18 protein-coding genes are annotated in these 19297 nt (G+C 43.1%); all 18 read left to right on the top strand.

Annotated features, from left to right (window positions below):
* Positions 1-117 precede the first annotated feature (117 nt).
* The 18 genes from MKZ09_RS04140 (at position 118) to MKZ09_RS04225 (ending at position 19265) form a co-directional block, all read left to right on the top strand.
* Positions 118-807, top strand: coding sequence for a nuclease-related domain-containing protein (locus MKZ09_RS04140; protein ID WP_076207581.1), 690 nt, complete (start codon positions 118-120; stop codon positions 805-807).
* Positions 804-1826, top strand: a complete 1023-nt coding sequence (locus MKZ09_RS04145) for a restriction endonuclease (protein WP_076098730.1) — start codon at positions 804-806, stop codon at positions 1824-1826. Before MKZ09_RS04140 ends, MKZ09_RS04145 begins: the two co-directional genes overlap by 4 nt.
* Before the next feature lie 69 nt (positions 1827-1895).
* Complete coding sequence (locus tag MKZ09_RS04150) at positions 1896-2045, top strand: hypothetical protein (protein WP_176462595.1); 150 nt, start codon at positions 1896-1898, stop codon at positions 2043-2045.
* A 181-nt stretch (positions 2046-2226) separates the two neighbouring features.
* Entirely contained in the window at positions 2227-2334 is a 108-nt protein-coding gene (locus MKZ09_RS04155; protein WP_081382388.1) for an NERD domain-containing protein, read from the top strand.
* A 110-nt stretch (positions 2335-2444) separates the two neighbouring features.
* Positions 2445-4685 (top strand): MrcB family domain-containing protein, encoded by a 2241-nt coding sequence (locus MKZ09_RS04160; protein ID WP_076207583.1) that lies wholly within the window; start codon positions 2445-2447, stop codon positions 4683-4685.
* The gene (locus MKZ09_RS04165) at positions 4657-7071 is read left to right on the top strand and encodes a restriction endonuclease-like protein (RefSeq protein ID WP_076207586.1); all 2415 of its coding nucleotides are present in this window, start codon (positions 4657-4659) and stop codon (positions 7069-7071) included. The genes MKZ09_RS04160 and MKZ09_RS04165 overlap by 29 nt, the downstream gene beginning before the upstream one ends.
* Before the next feature lie 263 nt (positions 7072-7334).
* Positions 7335-8144 (top strand): ABC transporter ATP-binding protein, encoded by an 810-nt coding sequence (locus MKZ09_RS04170; RefSeq protein WP_081394383.1) that lies wholly within the window; start codon positions 7335-7337, stop codon positions 8142-8144.
* A gap of 76 nt (positions 8145-8220) precedes the next feature.
* Complete coding sequence (locus MKZ09_RS04175) at positions 8221-8991, top strand: ABC transporter permease (protein WP_256719289.1); 771 nt, start codon at positions 8221-8223, stop codon at positions 8989-8991.
* Positions 8992-9155: 164 nt separating this feature from the next.
* Positions 9156-10163, top strand: coding sequence for an ABC transporter substrate-binding protein (locus MKZ09_RS04180; protein WP_042184836.1), 1008 nt, complete (start codon positions 9156-9158; stop codon positions 10161-10163).
* Positions 10164-10301: 138 nt separating this feature from the next.
* Positions 10302-11660 (top strand): LLM class flavin-dependent oxidoreductase, encoded by a 1359-nt coding sequence (locus MKZ09_RS04185; RefSeq protein WP_076185146.1) that lies wholly within the window; start codon positions 10302-10304, stop codon positions 11658-11660.
* Positions 11660-12193: an NADPH-dependent FMN reductase gene (gene ssuE, locus MKZ09_RS04190; RefSeq protein WP_076207591.1), complete on the top strand. Its 534-nt coding sequence runs from the start codon at positions 11660-11662 to the stop codon at positions 12191-12193. The genes MKZ09_RS04185 and ssuE overlap by 1 nt, the downstream gene beginning before the upstream one ends.
* Before the next feature lie 284 nt (positions 12194-12477).
* On the top strand, positions 12478-13056 hold the full coding sequence (locus MKZ09_RS04195; RefSeq protein ID WP_081389069.1) for a sigma-70 family RNA polymerase sigma factor: 579 nt from the start codon (positions 12478-12480) through the stop codon (positions 13054-13056).
* Positions 13049-13900 carry a hypothetical protein gene (locus MKZ09_RS04200; RefSeq protein ID WP_076207593.1) on the top strand — a complete coding sequence of 284 codons (852 nt, stop codon included), beginning with the start codon at positions 13049-13051 and terminating at the stop codon, positions 13898-13900. The genes MKZ09_RS04195 and MKZ09_RS04200 overlap by 8 nt, the downstream gene beginning before the upstream one ends.
* 213 nt (positions 13901-14113) lie before the next feature.
* A complete protein-coding gene (locus tag MKZ09_RS04205) occupies positions 14114-15226 on the top strand; it encodes a helix-turn-helix domain-containing protein (protein ID WP_076207595.1) in 1113 nt (370 codons plus the stop codon).
* Between the two features lie 112 nt (positions 15227-15338).
* Positions 15339-16355: an ABC transporter substrate-binding protein gene (locus tag MKZ09_RS04210; protein ID WP_076207597.1), complete on the top strand. Its 1017-nt coding sequence runs from the start codon at positions 15339-15341 to the stop codon at positions 16353-16355.
* Positions 16352-17173 carry an alpha/beta hydrolase gene (locus MKZ09_RS04215; RefSeq protein ID WP_076207600.1) on the top strand — a complete coding sequence of 274 codons (822 nt, stop codon included), beginning with the start codon at positions 16352-16354 and terminating at the stop codon, positions 17171-17173. The genes MKZ09_RS04210 and MKZ09_RS04215 overlap by 4 nt, the downstream gene beginning before the upstream one ends.
* A 65-nt stretch (positions 17174-17238) precedes the next feature.
* Entirely contained in the window at positions 17239-18279 is a 1041-nt protein-coding gene (locus MKZ09_RS04220) for a FecCD family ABC transporter permease (RefSeq protein ID WP_076207602.1), read from the top strand.
* Positions 18279-19265: a FecCD family ABC transporter permease gene (locus tag MKZ09_RS04225; RefSeq protein WP_162164281.1), complete on the top strand. Its 987-nt coding sequence runs from the start codon at positions 18279-18281 to the stop codon at positions 19263-19265. The genes MKZ09_RS04220 and MKZ09_RS04225 overlap by 1 nt, the downstream gene beginning before the upstream one ends.
* Positions 19266-19297 lie beyond the last annotated feature (32 nt).

Here is a 19297-nt window from a genome sequence, read left to right on the forward strand (position 1 = left end):
GATGCTGTTCATCTAAAAAGAGGGCAGACCTCCATTCATGATTTGAATGAAGGGATATCTTCCCATATTGTCGAATAACCATACATATTGTAAATCTATATCAGACGAGGTTTTGCTATGTTTAAAGCGCTATTGTCTCTCTTTAAAAAATCCGACACTAAGCCACCACAGGCAGTGCGTAAGGCACAAACTCCCAAGTCGAAACCGAAGGTTGCTTCCACACGAATTGGAGAGTTAGGTGAGCATAAAATCAATATTCAACTCGACCAGTTACCTAAGGAGTGTAAATCGTTAAGCGATCTAATGCTCCCTAATCCCAAGTCTCGAACAGGTTACACCCAGATTGATCATATCGTTATTTCCCCGTATTGCTTATTTGTCATTGAGACGAAAAACTACAATGGGGAAATTAAAGGTGGGCGAACGGATCAACAATGGTCAGTGAGCAACCGTTACAAGATGTATAATCCGCTGAAGCAAAACTATGGACATATCAAGGCCATCGAGAGCCTGATACAAGATATAGCTGCAGCGAAATTTATCTCTATGATTTCATTCACTATGAGATGTCGGTTCAGTATTGATCCGGATCTTCGGAAAATCCACTCGGACGAACTGGTTGTCTATGATGTGGAACTAAGTGAGTTTATCTCTAGGAAGTTGATTAGTTTAAAAACGGGAACCCCTGAACCTCCTATTTCTGCGGCGCAGGTCCAAAATATATATGATCGTTTGGCTCAGGCTAATGTTACCGATTCCGAGATTCGCAAACTTCATGTACAGAGAATAAAGGGAGGTCCACTATGAAAAGTATGTGGCTTGTTCGAGCAGGAGAAAGGGCATATCTTATTAATGAATTTAAAGATAAGCAAGCTGTAGCGATTGGTTGGGCTCCATTGGGAGATATCGGTGGGGTAAATACACTGCAAGAGATGAAGAGGCTTTTGAAGGTACGGTATCCTGGATATAAAGAGGGTAAGATCAATATTACTGCTGGTCAGATTTTTCGTTTTGTAAGTGAATTTAAAATAGACGACCAAGTAATCACATATAATCCTGAAGAGCGACTCTATTACATAGGAAGAATCAAGTCGAATTATGAATTTAAGCCAAATTATATTACGGATAAGCCTCATATTCGCAGAATAGATTGGGAGGGGACTGTATCTAGAGATGTTTTGACGGCAAGCGCCCGGAATACGCTTGGTTCCATAATGACTATTATATCTATCCCGAATGATGTTCAGAAGGAATTGCTCAAACAAATGGTAATCGGACAGACCGATGGTAATCAACCAAGTCAACCCATAGAGTCTGTGCAAGCTGAGACGGAGGAAGAAGCCGAAGAATTAGAGCTAATTAAGGAAGACGTCATTGAGAAGTCCAATGAATTTATCAAAGATAAGATTGCTAAGTTAGACTGGGAGCAAATGCAGGAACTTGTTGCGGGCATCCTTAGAGGAATGGGCTACAAGACACGAATATCACCCAAAGGGCCGGACCGGGGAAGAGATATTTTTGCATCCCCAGATGGTCTAGGGCTTGAAGAACCCAGAATTATAGTGGAAGTAAAGCACCGTTCTGGCAGTATGGGATCTAATCAAATACGTAGTTTTACCGGAGGATTAAGAGTAGGAGATCGGGGAATTTATGTATCTAGTGGTGGATTCACAAAGGAAGCAAAATATGAAGCGGAAAGATCGAATATTCCTTTATCGTTAATAGACTTGGATCTGCTCGCGGAGTTAGTAACACAATACTATGATCAATTTGATTCAGAGACACGGACATTAATACCGTTAAGAAAAATATATTGGCCGTTATAAATTTGAATGTTTTTCTATATAGACATTCTTTTGAAGAAGAGCAAGGCCTTCTAAGCGTTATTTGTCTCCATGGATATTGCACGTAAGCCAGAGTTTGAAAATTGGGAGGATAAAGTTTCTTTAAAGCAATCTGTTGTTTATGAACTTTTATATCTACAGGGACTTAAGGATGGCATGCAGCTTGCTAATGCATTTGCTCCTTCTGTTCTTTCGGATTAAGACGGAATTACAAGGTATACGTTAACTATATGTTGGGGCTGTCCATGCGACAGTCCTTTTTCTTATATGCATGATTGGAAGGAATACATTCCCATATTGTCGAATTACCAAATATATTGTAAATCCAGATGACTACGTATTGCTTATTTGTCATTGAAAGACGAAAAACTACAATGGAGAAATTAAAGGTAAGCGGACGGATCAACAATGGTTAGTGGGTAACCGTTACAAGATGTATAATCCACTAAAGCAAAACTATGGCTATATTAAGGCCTCAATTACAGGTTGAATCGATCTATGACCAACTGAGCCAAGCAAATATTACAGACTCAAAGATTCGCAAACTTCATGTAAAAAAATATGACTACTAGAAATCGTTAACTAGTCTTGGAGGTCAACATGCCATTACCGGAATTAGTCACGCAGATTTTCAAGCGTAAGCAAAAATCATACAAGATGGTCCTGATCCTATCCTTGATCGAAGAGCTGCGAGCCTTTCATCAGGAGCGCGTATCGTATGATCACGTGAAGCAGCGGTTTCTTAACTACTTTATAGCTGAACAGGATAGTGGAAACCGGGTAGATCTGCCACCAGGTCGAGAACTATGGAGTGATGCACCCAAAAGCCAGCTGAAAGATATTATTAACAGTCCAATTAATGCGCTCTCGCATATTTTGTTTGTGAACTCGGAGGATAAAACCATAGGTTTTCATAGCCAGATTCAAAGACAGCTAGGGGAAGAGGAGCTATCGCAATTAGAGAGACTAGCTAATGACGAACTCCAGTCTTATAATGCCGCTTTGCAGCATTTCTCTTTGCAAGGTTATCTGGAGAAGATCATGGCGGAGTACACTTCTGCCAAAAAAGAAACCTTTGCAAGTCATGCACTAGGTACGTTATTTCGTCAGACACTTCCTTCTGAGCTCAAAGCGTTACCATTCTTAGATGATCAATATAAAATTCAAGGTTCTGTTGGTCAAGGGAATTGGGCAACAGTTCCTTGGCTTGCAATACTGGATAAGCGGATCACGGAAACGACTCAGCGTGGGGAGTATGTTGTGTATCTGTTTGCTGAGGATATGAGTGCTGTCTATCTTACTTTTAATCAAGGAGTGACGGCGCCTATTCAAGAGAAGGGGCGAAGAGAAGGTTATGCCTATCTGCGATCTCGAACACAAGACATACAAGGGCTCCTTTCACTGAACCATATGAATAAGGATGATAATATACACCTGGTAGATAGTGGTCTAGGTCAAGATTATCAGGTGTCTACTATCGCTTACATCAAGTATGAAAGAGGAGCCGTTCCGAATGACGAGCAACTAATCCAAGATCTCGAGAATGTGATGGAAGATTACCGTCTATATGTGGACACTGTGACTTCTACAGGTAATGTAGCTGATAATGAGGAAGTGGAAGTAGTGACGCAAGAAGCGGCGCCCTTACAGGATGAACAAGTAACAGGTATCCTCCACCAAATCCAATCCCACATCCGTCGCAAAGGTTTCTTCTTCCCTGAGCACCTTATTGAAAACTTTTACCTCTCGCTAAAGACTAAGCCTTTTGTCATCCTGGCAGGAATATCGGGAACAGGGAAGACTCGGTTGGTGAAGCTGTTTGCAGAGGCTCTTGGTGCAACGGGGAATAACGGCCAGTTTACCTTGATCCCAGTGCGGCCGGATTGGAGTGATCCTGCGGATCTGCTGGGGTACAAGGATCTTTCGGGCAGGTTCAAACCGGGTCCGCTCACGGAAGTATTAGTAGAGGCGCGGAAGCCGGAGAATGGGCATAAGCCATATTTTATCTGCATGGATGAGATGAATCTGGCGCGGGTAGAGCATTATTTCAGTGACCTGCTAAGTGTGCTGGAAACACAGGAATGGCAGGAGGGAAAGATCCAGACACAGGATCTCATATCTTCTAACATGCTGGATACGTCTGAGGATCAAGTGAAGTTTGGCAGCCTGGGTATCCCGGAGAATGTGTTCTTAATTGGGACTGTGAACATGGACGAAACGACACATCCTTTTAGCAAAAAGGTACTAGACCGAGCCAACACACTAGAATTCAATTACATCAATCTGCAGCAGTATCCGGATTTGGGTGAGCAGGTAGAGAATAGTGATAGCTCTGACGCTACCGAACTGAATCATCTTTTTCTACGTTCCGATTATTTGCAGCTAGTGGATGCCTATGATACCAACAAAGAGCTTGTTGTACGGACGACAGAGAGATTGGTTAAGATCAATGCTTTGCTTGAGGATATCCACGCTCATGTAGGTTTTCGGGTACGGGATGCGATTTGCTTCTATATGATCTATAACGAACGGTACAAGCTGATGAGTGAGGAAGAAGCTTTTGACTGGCAACTGCTGCAAAAGATACTACCACGTATTCAAGGAAGTCATTCTTCGGTTCGCCGGGTATTATTGAAATTGATGAAAGGGGCTCTTGGTACCGGATCTGGTGTGACGGTAAATATTGAAGATCTTATGGACAATGATGCTACTCCGCTGTATATGAGATGGGCTGCTGGACAAACTCCACCTACGGCTAAACATCCACAAAGTGCGCGTAAATTGGCTTTTATGCTTAGGAGGTTAGAGGAAGATGGATTTACCTCTTACTGGCTCTCTTAATCAGACGGTAGAATTGCTCCGTGTAGAAACGGAGCTTTTTACGCTTTTTCTGCAAGGACGGCCTTATCATCCTACTGTGGAGACCTTGCAGCTTCATCGTTCTTCTAGTCAGGAGTGGGTGAATGCGCAGCTTGGGCTTGTTTGCTCCGAACGGCTTGGTAATGTTCAGATTAAAGTGTTCTCCCCTGAAGTCCACGGGATGGTGGACTGGCAGCCGGGGCAGTCGGTCTTTCCTTGTTTTTATGAGACACAGTCGTATGAGCTGGTGATTCAGAGGAAGACCGCTGCTAACCTCTCTTTTTATCATGACAATGTGCTGCTTCGGCAGGCAATTAAGCCCCTAGGTGAGTCTATTCTTGCGGGTGTGCTGAACTTTGGGAATGAGGTCGGTTTGACGGAATGGGAGATCCGCAGTTCGGGACAGGCTTTGCTGCGGGTAGAGATGGAGATCTTCCCCTCTAAAATGGATTACAAGATGGATTACCAGAATATCTTAAATGAAGTGAATGAGCAGATTTATAATTTGGCCTTTGATTTTTTGCGCAAAACCTACCAACTAACAGGCTTGCGGGAGACGCAGCATCAGAGCCTGACGGAGTTTTTTACCATACTTCAGCATGTATTTAGACAGCTTCTGGATGCGGTTGAGCGGATTAACAAGAATCCCCATTACGCTCTGCTCCAGGACCGCCGATTAGTGGATGCTAATCGGGTCAAAAAGGCCGGAAGAGAGAACATCCGCGAGCTCGCGAAGCATCCCGAACGATTAAGAGAAGACATGAACCATGGATTCTTGACCATCGGCAGCCAAAATTACACAGCCACACATTTAATGGAGACACGAAGACGCCTCGCCTATGATCCTACTGAGAACCGGTTCATCCGCTGGATGCTGGAACGTATTCATGGAAAGCTGAAAGAGCTCAAGGGTCGCTGGAAGATTAAAAACCGAACTCCAGATCCATTACTTATAAAAAGGTTAGACACCATGCTCACTCAACTAGAGCGGGTGCTCAAGATGGATTTTTTGCGTGAGGTTGGAGTACTGAGGCAGATGTCCGTTACACTGGTGCTGCAGATGGCCCCTGGATACCGCGAAGTCTATCGCTGTTATCTCATGCTGCTCAAAGGCTTGTCGATCCAAGGTGATCTGCTGCGCCTGTCTATGAAGGATGTCGCGCAGCTCTATGAATACTGGTGCTTCCTCAAGTTGAATCAGCTTCTGGGTCAGAAGTATAAGCTGGTGAAGCAGGATATTATTAAGGTGAATCGGAATGGTATTTTTGTTACACTTGACCGCTCACAGAGCGCTAAGATGGTGTACGTGAATCCAGTTAACGGAGAGCAGTTCATCCTGTATTATAATGCGATTCCTAGCTCGGATAGGACCCCGACGCTCAGCCAGCGTCCGGATAATGTGCTGACACTGAAGAAGAAGGATGCTGGCAAAATCAAAGAGTATAAGTATGTTTTTGATGCGAAATATCGCTTAAATCCGGCTTATGAAGGGACTTCCTATCACCGCACTTATAGGCAGCCTGGGCCTGAAGAGGATGACATCAACACCATGCACCGTTATCGGGATGCCATTGTGTATCAGGAGAAGGGATCGGGAGAATATGAGCGAAGTATGTTTGGCGCCTATGTGTTATTCCCCTACCCGGATGAGGAGCGGTATAAGACCCACCGATTCTACAAGAGCATCGAGCTATTGAATATTGGCGCTTTGCCATTCCTACCGAATTCTACAAGCCTGGTGGAGCGATTCTTGGATGAGATTATTCAGGATAGTCCGGAAAAAGCTTATGAACGCTCGACTCGTCCGCGCGGCACGAAAGAATACTATGCCAACCAGCTTGCGGGCAAAAATGTGCTTGTTGGTTCTGTCCGGGGACCCGAACAAGTGGAAGTGGCGCTGCAGAAAGCTTTTTATCATATGCCGTTAAGGAATCTTGCAAATCAGAAGATCCTAACGCAAATTGAATACGTAGCGATGTGCCAATCCCGTAAAAAGTTCATTGATCCTGCAAAAACGGGGATTCACTGGGTAGGGAAAGTAGCGGATTGGAAGGTGCTGCGGCGTAATGAGATTAAAGAGGTTCCTTGTCGCCCAGGTACTGAAGAAGATCTGTATGTACGATTTACGGTTGAGGAATGGAAGAGTTTAAATGTGCCTATCACACTAGGAGGACAAGGGATCTACACGGTGCTTTATACGAGCAAGTACATCCTGGACCGGGCTTTGGAGATCGCTGAGCTCCGTCTAGAAACGGAGGAAGAGCTTCGTGAATGGCGTGAGAAGCGCCGAAAGGGCAGAGTGAAGGTGAAGTTGGATCATGAGCAGTATGTGGACTTGGGAAAGGTTGTTGAAGTTCGGAATATTTAAGGTTAGTGAACATGAAGTAAGGTTTGTCTAATGAATTCCATAATTATGAATTTATTGTTGACAACCCCAGCGGATTAAAATATAGTAATCCCATCAGATTAATAAAAATTATTGATGTTTAAATTTTAGCGATCGTGAGTACGAAACGGAATATGCTGACTGGTTCAACCAGAGGCTCAGGGGACAAACGCTAGTCGTTGTCATCTGAGCCTTTTTGGCGAACAATCACTTTCCCGTATTAATAATTAAAAGAGGTGAAGTCAATGGCTGCTGCTGAAAAAATCAGATTTGAGAGTGTCACCAAAACGTTCAGTGTCCGAGATTCTAAGCAAAAGGAGGGAACGCAGCAATTCACAGCGGTAAAAGAGTTGGACTTTTCCGTAAGAAAAGGTGAGTTCATAACGATAGTGGGGCCAAGCGGGTGCGGTAAGTCAACTTTGCTTGATTTGATTAGTGGTTTATCATCCCCCACACAGGGTCGCATTTTAATAGATGGTCACCCAATAACAGGTCCAGGGCTTGATCGAGGTATTGTGTTTCAGCAGTATGCTTTATTTCCTTGGAAGACCGCGCGTGGCAATATTGAGTTTGGGTTAGAAGCAAAGGGGATTCCGAAGCATGAACGTAGCGAACAGGTTGGGCATTTTCTTTCGTTAGTTGGGCTTAGTGATTTCGGAGACCGTTATCCACATGAGCTTTCCGGGGGGATGAAGCAGCGTGTAGCCATTGCCAGGAGTCTTGCCTTTAACCCAGATGTCTTGTTAATGGATGAGCCTTTTGCCGCACTGGACGCCCAAACACGTGAATCTCTGCAAAGTGAGCTTTTACGGATTTGGCAGAAGACCCAAAAAACCATCATTTTTATTACGCATGGTATTGATGAGGCCGTTTATCTTGGAGAGCGGGTAGTCGTCCTGACACCAGGACCCGGGACGGTGAGGAAGATTGTAGATATTCCGCTAACATCACGATTGGAAGATGCGGATATTCGCTCACATCCTGATTTTGTGAAGGCTCGACATGAGGTATGGGGTTATTTGCATGAGCCTGAATACAAAGGTGCATATATTTAATCTATAAAGGGGGGGGATTCCCATCGAATCCGTTAAGTCTGTTCATTCAACGTTACAGCTTAAGAAACGAAATCCTATTTCTTTTTCCGGCGTGCTTAAGGTGTTCAAACAGTCCATTGTCTTAGTCTTATTGTTCTTACTATGGGAAGTCGCACCACGGGCGGGCTTAGTTGACGCAGCATTTTTCCCACCTATTTCTGAGGTAATCACCGCCTTATGGAATTTGATAGCTTCAGGTGAGCTATTCACTCATTTCTTAGCGAGTATCATTCGCTCGTTCAGTGGATTTGCATTAGCGTTAGTGATTGCGATCCCGTTAGGTTTATTAATTGGCTGGTATCCCTTAGCTAGGGAGCTATTAAATCCAGTGTTGGAATTGTTCCGAAATACGGCTGCGCTCGCTTTACTCCCGGTATTTATGCTGCTGTTAGGGATTGGTGAAACCTCCAAGATTACGATCGTCCTATTTGCTTGTACATGGCCTATTCTTCTAAATACGATTGCTGCTGTAGGTAACGTTGATCCCTTGCTTATAAAAGCGGCCAAATCCATGAATATTAAGTCGGTTAAGTTATTTCTAAAGGTGATTTTGCCGGCATCCGTGCCAACTATTTTTACAGGGATTCGAATGGCAGGAACAGGGGCGATATTAGTATTGATTGCGGCAGAAATGGTAGGTGCAAAAGAAGGCTTAGGCTATTTAATCACTTATTCTCAATATAACTTTCAGATCCCTCAAATGTACGCCGGTATATTAACCATTGCTTTGTTGGGTTTGCTAATCAACCAAGGCTTGACCATGCTCGAGCGTAAATTTTCTAAATGGAAGCAACCGGTGAATGAATAGAAGGATGATTTTGAATGATATTTTTTTGGAATAATACCAACTAAACAAATTGAATTAATTATATATTAATTGTACTTAAAACAATCTAAAAAGGAAGAGTGGCGAGGGGAAGTTTGGAACTGTAGCTCAGAAAAATACAATTCATTTGGAAAAGGAGAAGCGAGATGAACAAAACAGTAGCACTGCTTATACTTGTAGGCTTGGTTAGTGGTATTTTATCTGGCTGCTCAGAGGGGAAGTCCTCCGCCAAAAGTGGAGAAGATCAGATCCTGCAATATCAGTCTGCACCTGGAAGTGTCTCTTTCCCAGAGCTGGCCGCCGATTTAGGTTACCTAGGAGATTTGAAGTTAGAGTCTATAGGTGACAGCGTGGGTGGTCCGGAAAGTATTCAATTAACCGCGACGAAACAAATTGACTTTGGTGCAGCATTCAATGGAGCCATTATTAAATCCTACGCCAAGAATGTAAAAATAAAGTCCGTCATTGGCTCCTACGGCAGTGATAAAAATACGTATGTAGGTGCATATGCCCTCGAGGGGGGAGCTATAAAGTCGGCTAAAGATTTTATTGGTAAAAAAGTAGGGGTGAATATTCTTGGTGCCCATTCGGAATTCGTCATTAAAGATTATTTACGCCAAGGCAACTTGACCGAAAAGGAAATTGAACAAGTAACCTTAGTGACAGTTCCAAGTTCTAGTGCAGAACAGATTCTGCGAAATCATCAGATCGATGTGGTTATGTTAAGCGGGATTGCCCGGGATCGGGCTTTAACAACAGGTGGGGTCGCAGAAATTTTTAAGGATATTGATGTGTTTGGCACAGAGTTTACTGCGGGTGATTATTTCTTTACAGATCAGTATATCAAGGATAATCCGAATACCGTCAGGCAATTTGTAGATGGAGTTGCAAAAGCCATTGAATGGGCCCGAACGACACCTAGGGAGGAAGTAATTAAACGATTCGAGGAAATTATTAATAAGCGTGAACGAAAGGAAACCACGGATAATCTTAAGTTTTGGAAGAGTACGGGCATCTCTGAAAAAGGCGGCGTGATTACACCCTCGGAATACGATGTCTGGATTGATTGGCTTGTGGCAAATGGGGAGCTAAAAGAAGGCCAAGTGAAACCGGAAGAGTTATATACGAACGAATTTAATCCATTTGCTAAATAATTTTTTATATGAGTTGAATCTACAACAATCTAAAAAGGGAGAGTGGCGGAGGGGAAGTTTGGAACTGTAGGAGCGTGAGCGTCCGCCTTTGTGTACGGATTTCCTTAATAGAAAATCAAACAATAGGGAGAGGTTAACATGACAAAAAAACAAATGAAATTAGGGGCATTCATTAATCTACCTGGTCATCATGTAGCAAGCTGGCGTCATCCTTCTTCAGGGGCAAGTCGGGCATTTGATTTGGAGTATTTAACGGAGATTGCACAAACGGCTGAGCGCGGCAAGTTCGATATGATATTTTTTGCAGATGTATTAGGTCAAAAGCTATCCGGAAATGCACAATCATCATTAAAGCTAGATCCCGTTATTATTATCTCAGCACTTGCAGCAGTGACTAAGCATATCGGGCTAACGGCGACCTTGACTACTACCTATAACGATCCATACCATGTAGCGCGTAAATTCGCAGCGATTGATCATTTGTCCAAGGGGCGTGCCGCCTGGAATGTAGTAACATCTGCCAATGAGGGTGAAGCTCTCCTGTTTGGTAAGGATAAACATTTGCAGCATGCGTCCCGCTATGAACGTGCTGAGGAATTTGTGGAGGTTGTTAAACAACTCTGGTTGTCCATTGAGTCTGAGGCGCTTGTTATCGACAAGGAGCAAGGTCGGTATTTAGATGTAGAAAAGGTACATCCTGTTGATCATCAGGGAGCTTGGTTTAAGGTACAGGGTTCACTGGATTCATCAACTACACCACAAGGGCATCCCGTTATTGTTCAGGCCGGATCGTCTGAATCTGGAAAAGAGTTAGCCGCGAAGACCGCAGAGGTTATTTTTACAGCATGGCAGACGCTTGAAGAAGCGCAAACCTTTTATCGTGATGTGAAAGGGCGGTTGGCTAAATATGGACGTAAACCGGAGGACTTGAAAATTATGCCGGGTGTGTTTATTACTGTAGCGAAAACAGAGGAAGAAGCTTTGCTGAAGCAGCAGCAATTAAACAGCTATATTTTACCTGAAGTAGGACTATCGTATTTGTCGTCTTTCACTAATATTGATCTGTCAGGGTATGATGTCGAAGAACCACTTCCGGAATTCAGTTCAATTGAAGATGACACCAATCCGCGGATCCGCTACAACATTATTCGTGATATCGCCAAACGTGAGAATCTGCAATCTATTCGTGCAATCTATGAGCGCATCGCTGGAGCACGCGGACACCGGGAAATCGTTGGAACCCCTGAACAAATCGTAGATCAATTAGAAGAATGGTTCTTAAACGATGGTGCAGATGGATTTAATGTGATGCCTCCCCATTTCCCGGAGGGCTTTAACGATATTGTTGAATTAGTGATTCCTGAATTACAGCGTAGAGGCTTATTCCGTACTGAATATGAGAGTTATACGCTTCGAGGAAATTTAGGGCTATCTGTACCTGTTGTAACAACACTTGAAAAAGCACTAACCGGTGCGAGTACAGGAGGGAATGTGTAATGAGCAAAGCAGTCATTATTAATGGAGGAAATACTAGAAAATCTCGATTAACTGCTATTCATCAGCAGGTTGAAAGATTTCTAACGCAAGAGGGGATTTGGCATCATTCGATCTATGTACATGAGTTACCAGCGGACGATTTGCTTACGGCCAATTTCGTCAGTGAGGAGATTCTGAGGGCTAATGCGCTAGTGGAAGAAGCGGATATTGTCGCCGTATTAACGCCTATCTATAAAGCCTCCTATACGGGAATCTTGAAGACCTATTTAGATCTCCTTCCGCAAAAAGCGCTGGTTGGTAAGCGAATTGTACCTATTGCTATTGGGGGTTCGTTAGGCCATCTTCTAGCGATTGAATATGCATTAAAACCCGTCTTATCTGTACTGGGTGCTACTGAGATTTTAAATACGGTTTATTTCTTGGATCGGCAAATTGAACGTTTAGAAGCTGCTGGGTATCGTATTGATGAGGAAGCGGAGCAGCGGCTAACCGTGGAATTACTAAAGCTTGCACCTGCAAAAATAACTAATTAGACTAGGGAGAACAGGAAGTTAGGGGTTAACATTAACGCAGCCTTTCGGGGTTGCGTTTTTTGTGTTGTGATTGTTAATCTCATGAACGAACGTTGAAAAAGGTCCCCAGTCTCCATTTGGTGAACTATAAGTTATATGATGGTTTCTTGCCATCCCACGATTATATCAAAACATTTTGTTAATGCTCCGCTCTTTTCTCCGTATTAACATATGTAAGTTTCTTCACAACAAATTGCGCAATTTGTTTAGCTTTTCGATGAAGGTGAGGTGGAAGGAGGGTGGAGATGGAGGTTATCCAGGGTAAAGTGGATCGTTACATGAATACCGAAAGATCACGTGAAGCTATCATGTCCAAAGAGGAATTTACCCGGATGTATGATACGTACTACCAACGTGTTTACAAATATATCTGTTATCGAATTAACAACCACCACGCGGCAGAGGACATATGCAGTCAGGTGTTTGAGACTGTGATGTGTAAGTATTATAGTTTTTCACAAGAAAAATCGAATTTTGAGGTGTGGCTGTTTGCCATTGTAAGAAATGCTGTGACGGACTACTTTCGGGCGCAGAAGAAAAGAAGCTATACCTCACTGGATTCGTTGCTGGAGCTTATATTTCCCAAGCCGTCTCCTGAGGAGCTGGCGATCCGTGAGGATAATAATCAGGCACTATTCAAGGCGCTCTCCAAGCTGCGTGAGAAAGAACGCAATATCATTGCAATGAAATATGGGGCTGGGCTGAAAAATTCCGAAATTGCACAGATCATGGGCGTTAGTGAGTCCAATATCGGTGTCGTAGTATATAGAAGCTTGAAAAAACTGCATATTTCCTTAAAGGCAGGAGGGTTCAAAAATGAATAAGAAAGATGATCTCACCAAATTCAGCAAGACCATAGAACGGCTTGAGAATGCCGAACAGGGCAGCACTACCGCCAAAGAAAGAATCTATAACCGCTTGATATACAAATTGGACCATGGGGCTCTTAACCCCCAATCAGAGATAAAGGACGGGATAACGATGAAAAAAAGCAGATGGAGAAATGCAATAGTGATTGGCAGTGCAGTAATTTGTTTGGGTGGAGCTTTCTCTGCAACCTCCTATGCACAGGACATGTTCCAGTCGATCATGGCAAAGTTTGAAGTGGGAAATCTCGAAATCACACAATACGATAAGGAAATCCCATCGGCTGCACAGTCAATGACTCCATCTGAAGATGCCCAAGGCGGGGAGAATGCGGTCATTGAATTGCCGGTTGCAGCTAAGTTAAATCTGGATGAAGCCCGTGCAGCACTTGGCATGAACTTCCCGGCACCCGACTGGATGGGAGACTATGAGTTTGTGAATTGTGTTCTTCAGGGGACCAGCATGGTTGAAGTGCAGTATAATTCCGGGGATAAAGCTGTTAATTTCCTAATTTCCAAGGGCGGCGACAATGGGATCAGCACTACAGAAGAAGTGAAGACAGAAGTAATCAACGGGACTAAAGTTTATTTTGCAAATGGAATTGTGATTTGGGAAGAGGACGGCTATACAGTAGAGTTGTATTCCCAAGTAGATTTTGATCAAGCTACACTAGGGAAAATCATTGATAGCTTTAACATTGGTGCGCCTGTTCAGCCTTTAGAGCAAGGTGAAGTGAAGGAGAACTTGCAAAAGAATGGAGCAGCGGTTGCAGCTCCGGCTCCGGCTGTAGATTCAAAATAAAAGACTTACTCCGGGCAGCAGCAGCCTATAGTTACACACAGAAGACGCGAGGGGATTCGTCCCCTGAGCGTCTTCTTTTTTGAGCACACTTTTATAGAACGTTCCCCAACCATTGCCACCCCCCAAAAACAAAAGTATAATTGATAATGATTATCAATTAATGAATGAATAAAGAGTTAAGTGCATTTATATAAGCAGTAAAGAGGTGACAGCATGCAAAAACAATCGCAAAAGACGGATTTAAGCGAGGTTAGAAAATATATAGAAGAGAATTTCACGAAGCACCTGTCTTTAGCACATTTAGCTAATCTTTCTGGTCTTAGTTCCAGTTATTTTTCCTCGGCGTTTAAACAGGAATATATACAAAGTCCAATGGAGTATGTTACTCAGCTGCGGATTCAAAAGGCTAAACAATTATTGCAAAAAGAAGACGTTCGCTTGAAGTTTATAGCAGAAGCGGTTGGATATAGTGATGAGTTTTATTTTAGCCGAGTGTTCAAAAAGGTCGAAGGGATCTCCCCAACGATGTATTCCAGCCAGCAAAAATCAAATATCGGTGTTGTAACTGGGAATATGATGGGGTATTTACATGCGGCAGGAATCATCCCGTTTGCTGCACCCTTAAGTGCAAAATGGACACCGTACTACTATAATTTGTGGGCGCAAGAAATCGAGCATAAGGTAACCTTGACCCAAAACAAAAATTATTGCAGCCCCAATGAGCTATTGCATTTGCCAATTGATCTGCTTATTTCTCCAAAAGATTTGTCGTCAGAGCAGGTAAAACAGATAGAGAATCATTTTCCAATCTATTGGCTGGATGATAAGCAAGATTGTTTAGTAGCCTTAACTGAACTTGCTGCCCGACTAAATAAACAAGAAGAAGCGAAACAGTGGATCACGCAGTATAGGGCAAGATTGGAAGACGTTCGGCGCAGGTTAGACTGGCCCACTAAACCACCCAGAGTTCTAGTTATACGTATCTATCAGCAGCAAATCTTTGCTTATTGTAATACAGGCATTCAGCATCTTTTTTTTCAGGATTTGGGAGCAGAATCTAGTTATGAGCAGCCCGGTCTATATAATGCAGAGATTACTTTTGAAGAGTTAAGTAGATTGAAGGTAGATAAGCTGTTTACGATTATCTGCCCCGATGATGAGTCACGAGCAACATGGCATCATTTGCAGAGAGAGGTTGGGTTCAGACAGTTAGAGGCTATTAAGCAGCAACAAATCTATGTTATTCACTCCGATCCTTGGTTTGAATATTCGCCTGTAGCTTTAAAGCGGATGCTAGAGGAAGTTGCAGTAATGATGATACCTTGAAAATGTACATGTCTAATCATAAGATGTTACATGGTCAATGCGCCCTATCTCTTATACACTCAATACTGAGAATGATTATTATTGAGAATATAGGAAAGAGGGAAGGTCTATCATGAAGGGGTTTAATACAAAAACAATAAGTTATGTTGTAATGGTTGCTTTATTATCCATTCTACTGACAGCTTGCGGGGGCAATAATACAGCGAATCAGCAAGCAACAGATACTCCAGTAACAACCAGTGAAACGAGTGCAACTGCAACGGATGAACCAGCTGTACAAGAAACGGAAGCAGCGGCTAGAGAAGCGTTTGTAGTAACTGACCAAGTAGGCAATACAGTAAATATTCCGGGGACTGTACAAAAGGTGTATGCCCCTGGTTTAGAGGATTACTTAGTTACGCTTGGTGTAACCCCAGTAGCCCAATGGTCCACGGGTGAAAGACCGCAGCAGTATCTACAGGATACGTTAAGTGGTGTAAAAGAAATCAGCTTCGCTAATGGTGTTCCCTCTCCAGAATCTGTAGTAGATTTGGAACCGGAATTAATTATATTCCCCACTGCTTTTTATGCACAAAATGGTGTTTATGAAAACTACTCGCAAATTGCTCCAACTTACGTGTTTAAGAATGCACTGGGCAATGTAGTGGAAGCCACAGAAACGATTGCGAAATTGCTAGGATTAGAGGATAAAGCAACAGAAGCTATTGCTGCTTACAATACAAAGCTGGAAGCAACTAAAGCACAGTTAGCCAGCGTATCTGCCGGTAAAAAAGCAATTTATATTAATGCGAATGCCCGTGCAATCTTTTTAGTGGGCAACTTCCATTACGGGGGTTATGTGCTGAGTGAGCTAGGCTTTGCTCAAAGTGCTCTGGTAGAAGGTGAAATGTCCGCTGATATTTCGCTGGAGATGCTGTCTGATTTAGACGCGGATTATATCTTTATTAACGATAATGATGGTCTGGGAGATGCCTTCCTGGCAGACATTAAAGCTAGTCCTTTATGGAAGGCGCTGCCGGCAGTTCAAGCAGGTAAAGTGTTCGAGGTGGATGGCGATCACTGGAGATCCAGTGGATTAATTGCTTATCAAAAAACGATGGACGATATTGTAGCGTTCCTGCTGCCATGATTATCAAACCGTACGTAAAACCAAACTATGAAACGATGCTGATCAGGAGTAAAGCTAATAATCTAGACTACGAAATCTTTATTGCTAAACCTTTAGATGAGCCTGCAAAGGATGGCTACGGTGTCATTTATGTTCTTGACGGTAATGGGCTTTTTGAAACCGCTGCTGAAATCACAAGATTGCTGACGCGTAAGCCTAAAGGCTATCCACCCGCGATGGTTGTTGGCATTGGTTATCCTGGAGGTGAGGCGTTTGATACCGTGCGTCGAACCTATGATTTAACCATGCCAGCCGAGCTTGCGAATTTACCGAAACGTCCCAACGGGGAGCCTTGGCCAGCATTTGGCGGGGCAGATGAGCTGCTAGCCTTTTTTGAAAAAGAGTTAATGCCAGCCATTGCCCAGCGGTTCGTTATCAATAAGCAGAAGCAAGCATTATATGGTCATTCCTTTGGCGGATTATTTGTTCTGCATGCCTTATTTACACAACCTACCTTGTTTTCGCATTATATTGCAAGCAGTGCTTCCATCTGGTGGAATGATTATTCACTATTAAAGGAGTATGAGAATTTTAAAGCTGATTTACACAGCAATACGCTAAGTCAGTTACCTAGGACGCTTATGATTGCCGGTGAAGATGAGCTGGATTATATGGTCAAGGATAGCTTGGATCTATGCAACAGCATGATGTCCTTACACCTTCCAAGCTTCGAAGTAAGCTGGGCATTGCTTGAGCAAGAGGAGCATGTGAGCGTAATCTCGGGTGCGATTAGTCGGGCCGTCAAATTTTTGCTTACCACATCCTCTGACTTAAGTTAGAAATCATATCGTTTGCATCTGAGCTGGCCCTTGGCTGGCTCTTTTTGTAAAGTGAAGGGAAAGGGTTGGAAACATTGGCCGCAAATGTTCAGAAATCATCACTAGCAGGAGAAAAAAAGTTCTCCTTTTTAATATTGCTAATCTTCATGCTCCTCCTATTAATAGGCGTATTAGTGCTTGCTATGGCCCTTGGCGCGAAAAAAATACCCTTCGCAGATGTATTCATGTCGATCATTGCTTTTGATGATAAGGCTTCTACTCATCAGGTGATCCAGTCGATTCGTTTACCCCGGGTACTTGCCGCTATGGCAACAGGCGCTGGATTTGCAGTAAGTGGAGCGATTATTCAAGGGATTAGTCGCAATCCTTTAGCCGATTCGGGGATTCTTGGTTTAAATGCTGGGGCCGGGGTCACGTTAGTTATTGCTATGGTTTTCCTGCCGACGATTTCATTCACAGGTACACTTTGGCTCTGTATTCTAGGTGCGGGATTGGGTGCGGGTTTAGTTTTTAGTGTTGGTTTATTAAGTAAACGAGGCATGACGCCTATTCGACTTGTACTGGCGGGTGCTGCCATCTCTGCTATGCTAACCGCCCTAAGTGAAGGAATAAGTATCTTTTTTTCAGTGGCACAGCAGGTGGCTTTTTGGTATGGAGGAGGTTTAAGTGGCATTAGTATGGCTCATTTACAGCAAATGTTGCCGTGGATGCTTCTTGCGCTATTACTTGCCATCGTAATTTCAAAGTCGATTACTATACTATCTGTAGGGGATGAGACAGCGGAAGGGTTAGGCGTTAATATTAAACTTATCAAAAATCTTTCGCTTTTAGCCGCATTCATGTTAGCTGGGATTTCATGTGCTTTAGCTGGATCTGTAAGCTTTGTGGGCTTAATTGCTCCGCATTTGGTACGTTACATAGTGGGTGTGGATTATCGTTATATTATTCCATTATCCGCGATTCTGGGAGCCACCCTTGTTGTGCTTGCTGATTTAGTGGCACGTATCGTAAATGCCCCTTATGAAATCCCTGTAGGTGCTGTAATTGCGGTTATTGGTGTTCCGTTCTTTCTATATTTGGCACGTAAAGAAAGGCGGGAACTATAGTGAAGCTAAGATGGAAATTTATAATTATAGCAATCATTTTACTGCTAGGCTTTATATATAGTGTATCTACTGGTCAAAGCAGCTTAAGCTTACAAGAGTTATGGCAAACCGTATTGGGAAATGGAACACCGAGGCAGGAGCTTGTACTTTTTCAGTTCCGTATTCCACGTATGATCTTGGGTTTTCTAGTGGGTGGCGCGTTGGCAATAGCAGGAATGCTGCTGCAAGCCATAAGCCGAAATGCTTTAGCAGACCCGGGCATATTGGGGATAAATGCTGGTGCTGGATTATCCATGATGTTATTTTTGCTGTTACAAAATAGCTCAACCGGCTTACATACTTATGTTCAGCCACTGTACGCTTTATTGGGTGGATTTATCGTTGTCGCTCTATTATTTATGCTTTCCTATGATCGCAATCAAGGCATTATTCCCATTCGATTAATTTATACGGGTATTGCTGTTGCGGCTGCGATTAGTGCATTTATGATTGTGTTAACCTTCGTACTAGATCCTTCGCAATATCAGATGATTAAGGTGTGGCTGGCAGGGAACATAGGGAATAGTAATTGGAGTCACGTGTATGCTATGCTGCCTTGGTTACTTCTTATTGTGCCTTTATTAATTCGGAATCATCTTATATTGGATGTACTAAGGCTTAACGATCCTGTAGTCATTAGTTTAGGGGTATCTCTAAATAAATATCGTGTTTGGTTTTTAGTGTGTAGTGTCTTATTGGCGGCACCAGCGGTTGCTGTTAGTGGGAGTATTGGATTTGTAGGACTAGTAGTTCCACATTTAGTTAGACGACTCTTTCGTGGCCATAAAATAATGATTCCCGCATGTTTATTAATCGGTGGCGGATTAGTTGTTATTGCAGATGCGCTTGGTAAAATGGTGGTAGCCAATACTGAAATACCAGCAGGAGTGATCGTGGCTTTAATCGGTGCTCCATACTTTTTATATTTATTGATTAAAAGTGAATAATTGAAAAAACTTTGCGATTGGTGCTGGATATA

It is taken from the genome of Paenibacillus sp. FSL R5-0908 (genome assembly GCF_038006245.1).
In the GTDB taxonomy this organism is placed as follows: Bacteria; Bacillota; Bacilli; order Paenibacillales; family Paenibacillaceae; genus Paenibacillus_AQ; species Paenibacillus_AQ odorifer.

Coding starts and splice junctions, on each gene's coding strand:
- MKZ09_RS04215 (WP_076207600.1), top strand. CDS start 16,352: ATGATTATCAAACCGTACGTAAAACCAAACTATGAAACGATGCTGATC.
- ssuE (WP_076207591.1), top strand. CDS start 11,660: ATGAGCAAAGCAGTCATTATTAATGGAGGAAATACTAGAAAATCTCGA.
- MKZ09_RS04140 (WP_076207581.1), top strand. CDS start 118: ATGTTTAAAGCGCTATTGTCTCTCTTTAAAAAATCCGACACTAAGCCA.
- MKZ09_RS04210 (WP_076207597.1), top strand. CDS start 15,339: ATGAAGGGGTTTAATACAAAAACAATAAGTTATGTTGTAATGGTTGCT.
- MKZ09_RS04180 (WP_042184836.1), top strand. CDS start 9,156: ATGAACAAAACAGTAGCACTGCTTATACTTGTAGGCTTGGTTAGTGGT.
- MKZ09_RS04195 (WP_081389069.1), top strand. CDS start 12,478: ATGGAGGTTATCCAGGGTAAAGTGGATCGTTACATGAATACCGAAAGA.
- MKZ09_RS04200 (WP_076207593.1), top strand. CDS start 13,049: ATGAATAAGAAAGATGATCTCACCAAATTCAGCAAGACCATAGAACGG.
- MKZ09_RS04170 (WP_081394383.1), top strand. CDS start 7,335: ATGGCTGCTGCTGAAAAAATCAGATTTGAGAGTGTCACCAAAACGTTC.
- MKZ09_RS04185 (WP_076185146.1), top strand. CDS start 10,302: ATGACAAAAAAACAAATGAAATTAGGGGCATTCATTAATCTACCTGGT.
- MKZ09_RS04150 (WP_176462595.1), top strand. CDS start 1,896: ATGGATATTGCACGTAAGCCAGAGTTTGAAAATTGGGAGGATAAAGTT.
- MKZ09_RS04165 (WP_076207586.1), top strand. CDS start 4,657: ATGGATTTACCTCTTACTGGCTCTCTTAATCAGACGGTAGAATTGCTC.
- MKZ09_RS04145 (WP_076098730.1), top strand. CDS start 804: ATGAAAAGTATGTGGCTTGTTCGAGCAGGAGAAAGGGCATATCTTATT.
- MKZ09_RS04205 (WP_076207595.1), top strand. CDS start 14,114: ATGCAAAAACAATCGCAAAAGACGGATTTAAGCGAGGTTAGAAAATAT.
- MKZ09_RS04160 (WP_076207583.1), top strand. CDS start 2,445: ATGCCATTACCGGAATTAGTCACGCAGATTTTCAAGCGTAAGCAAAAA.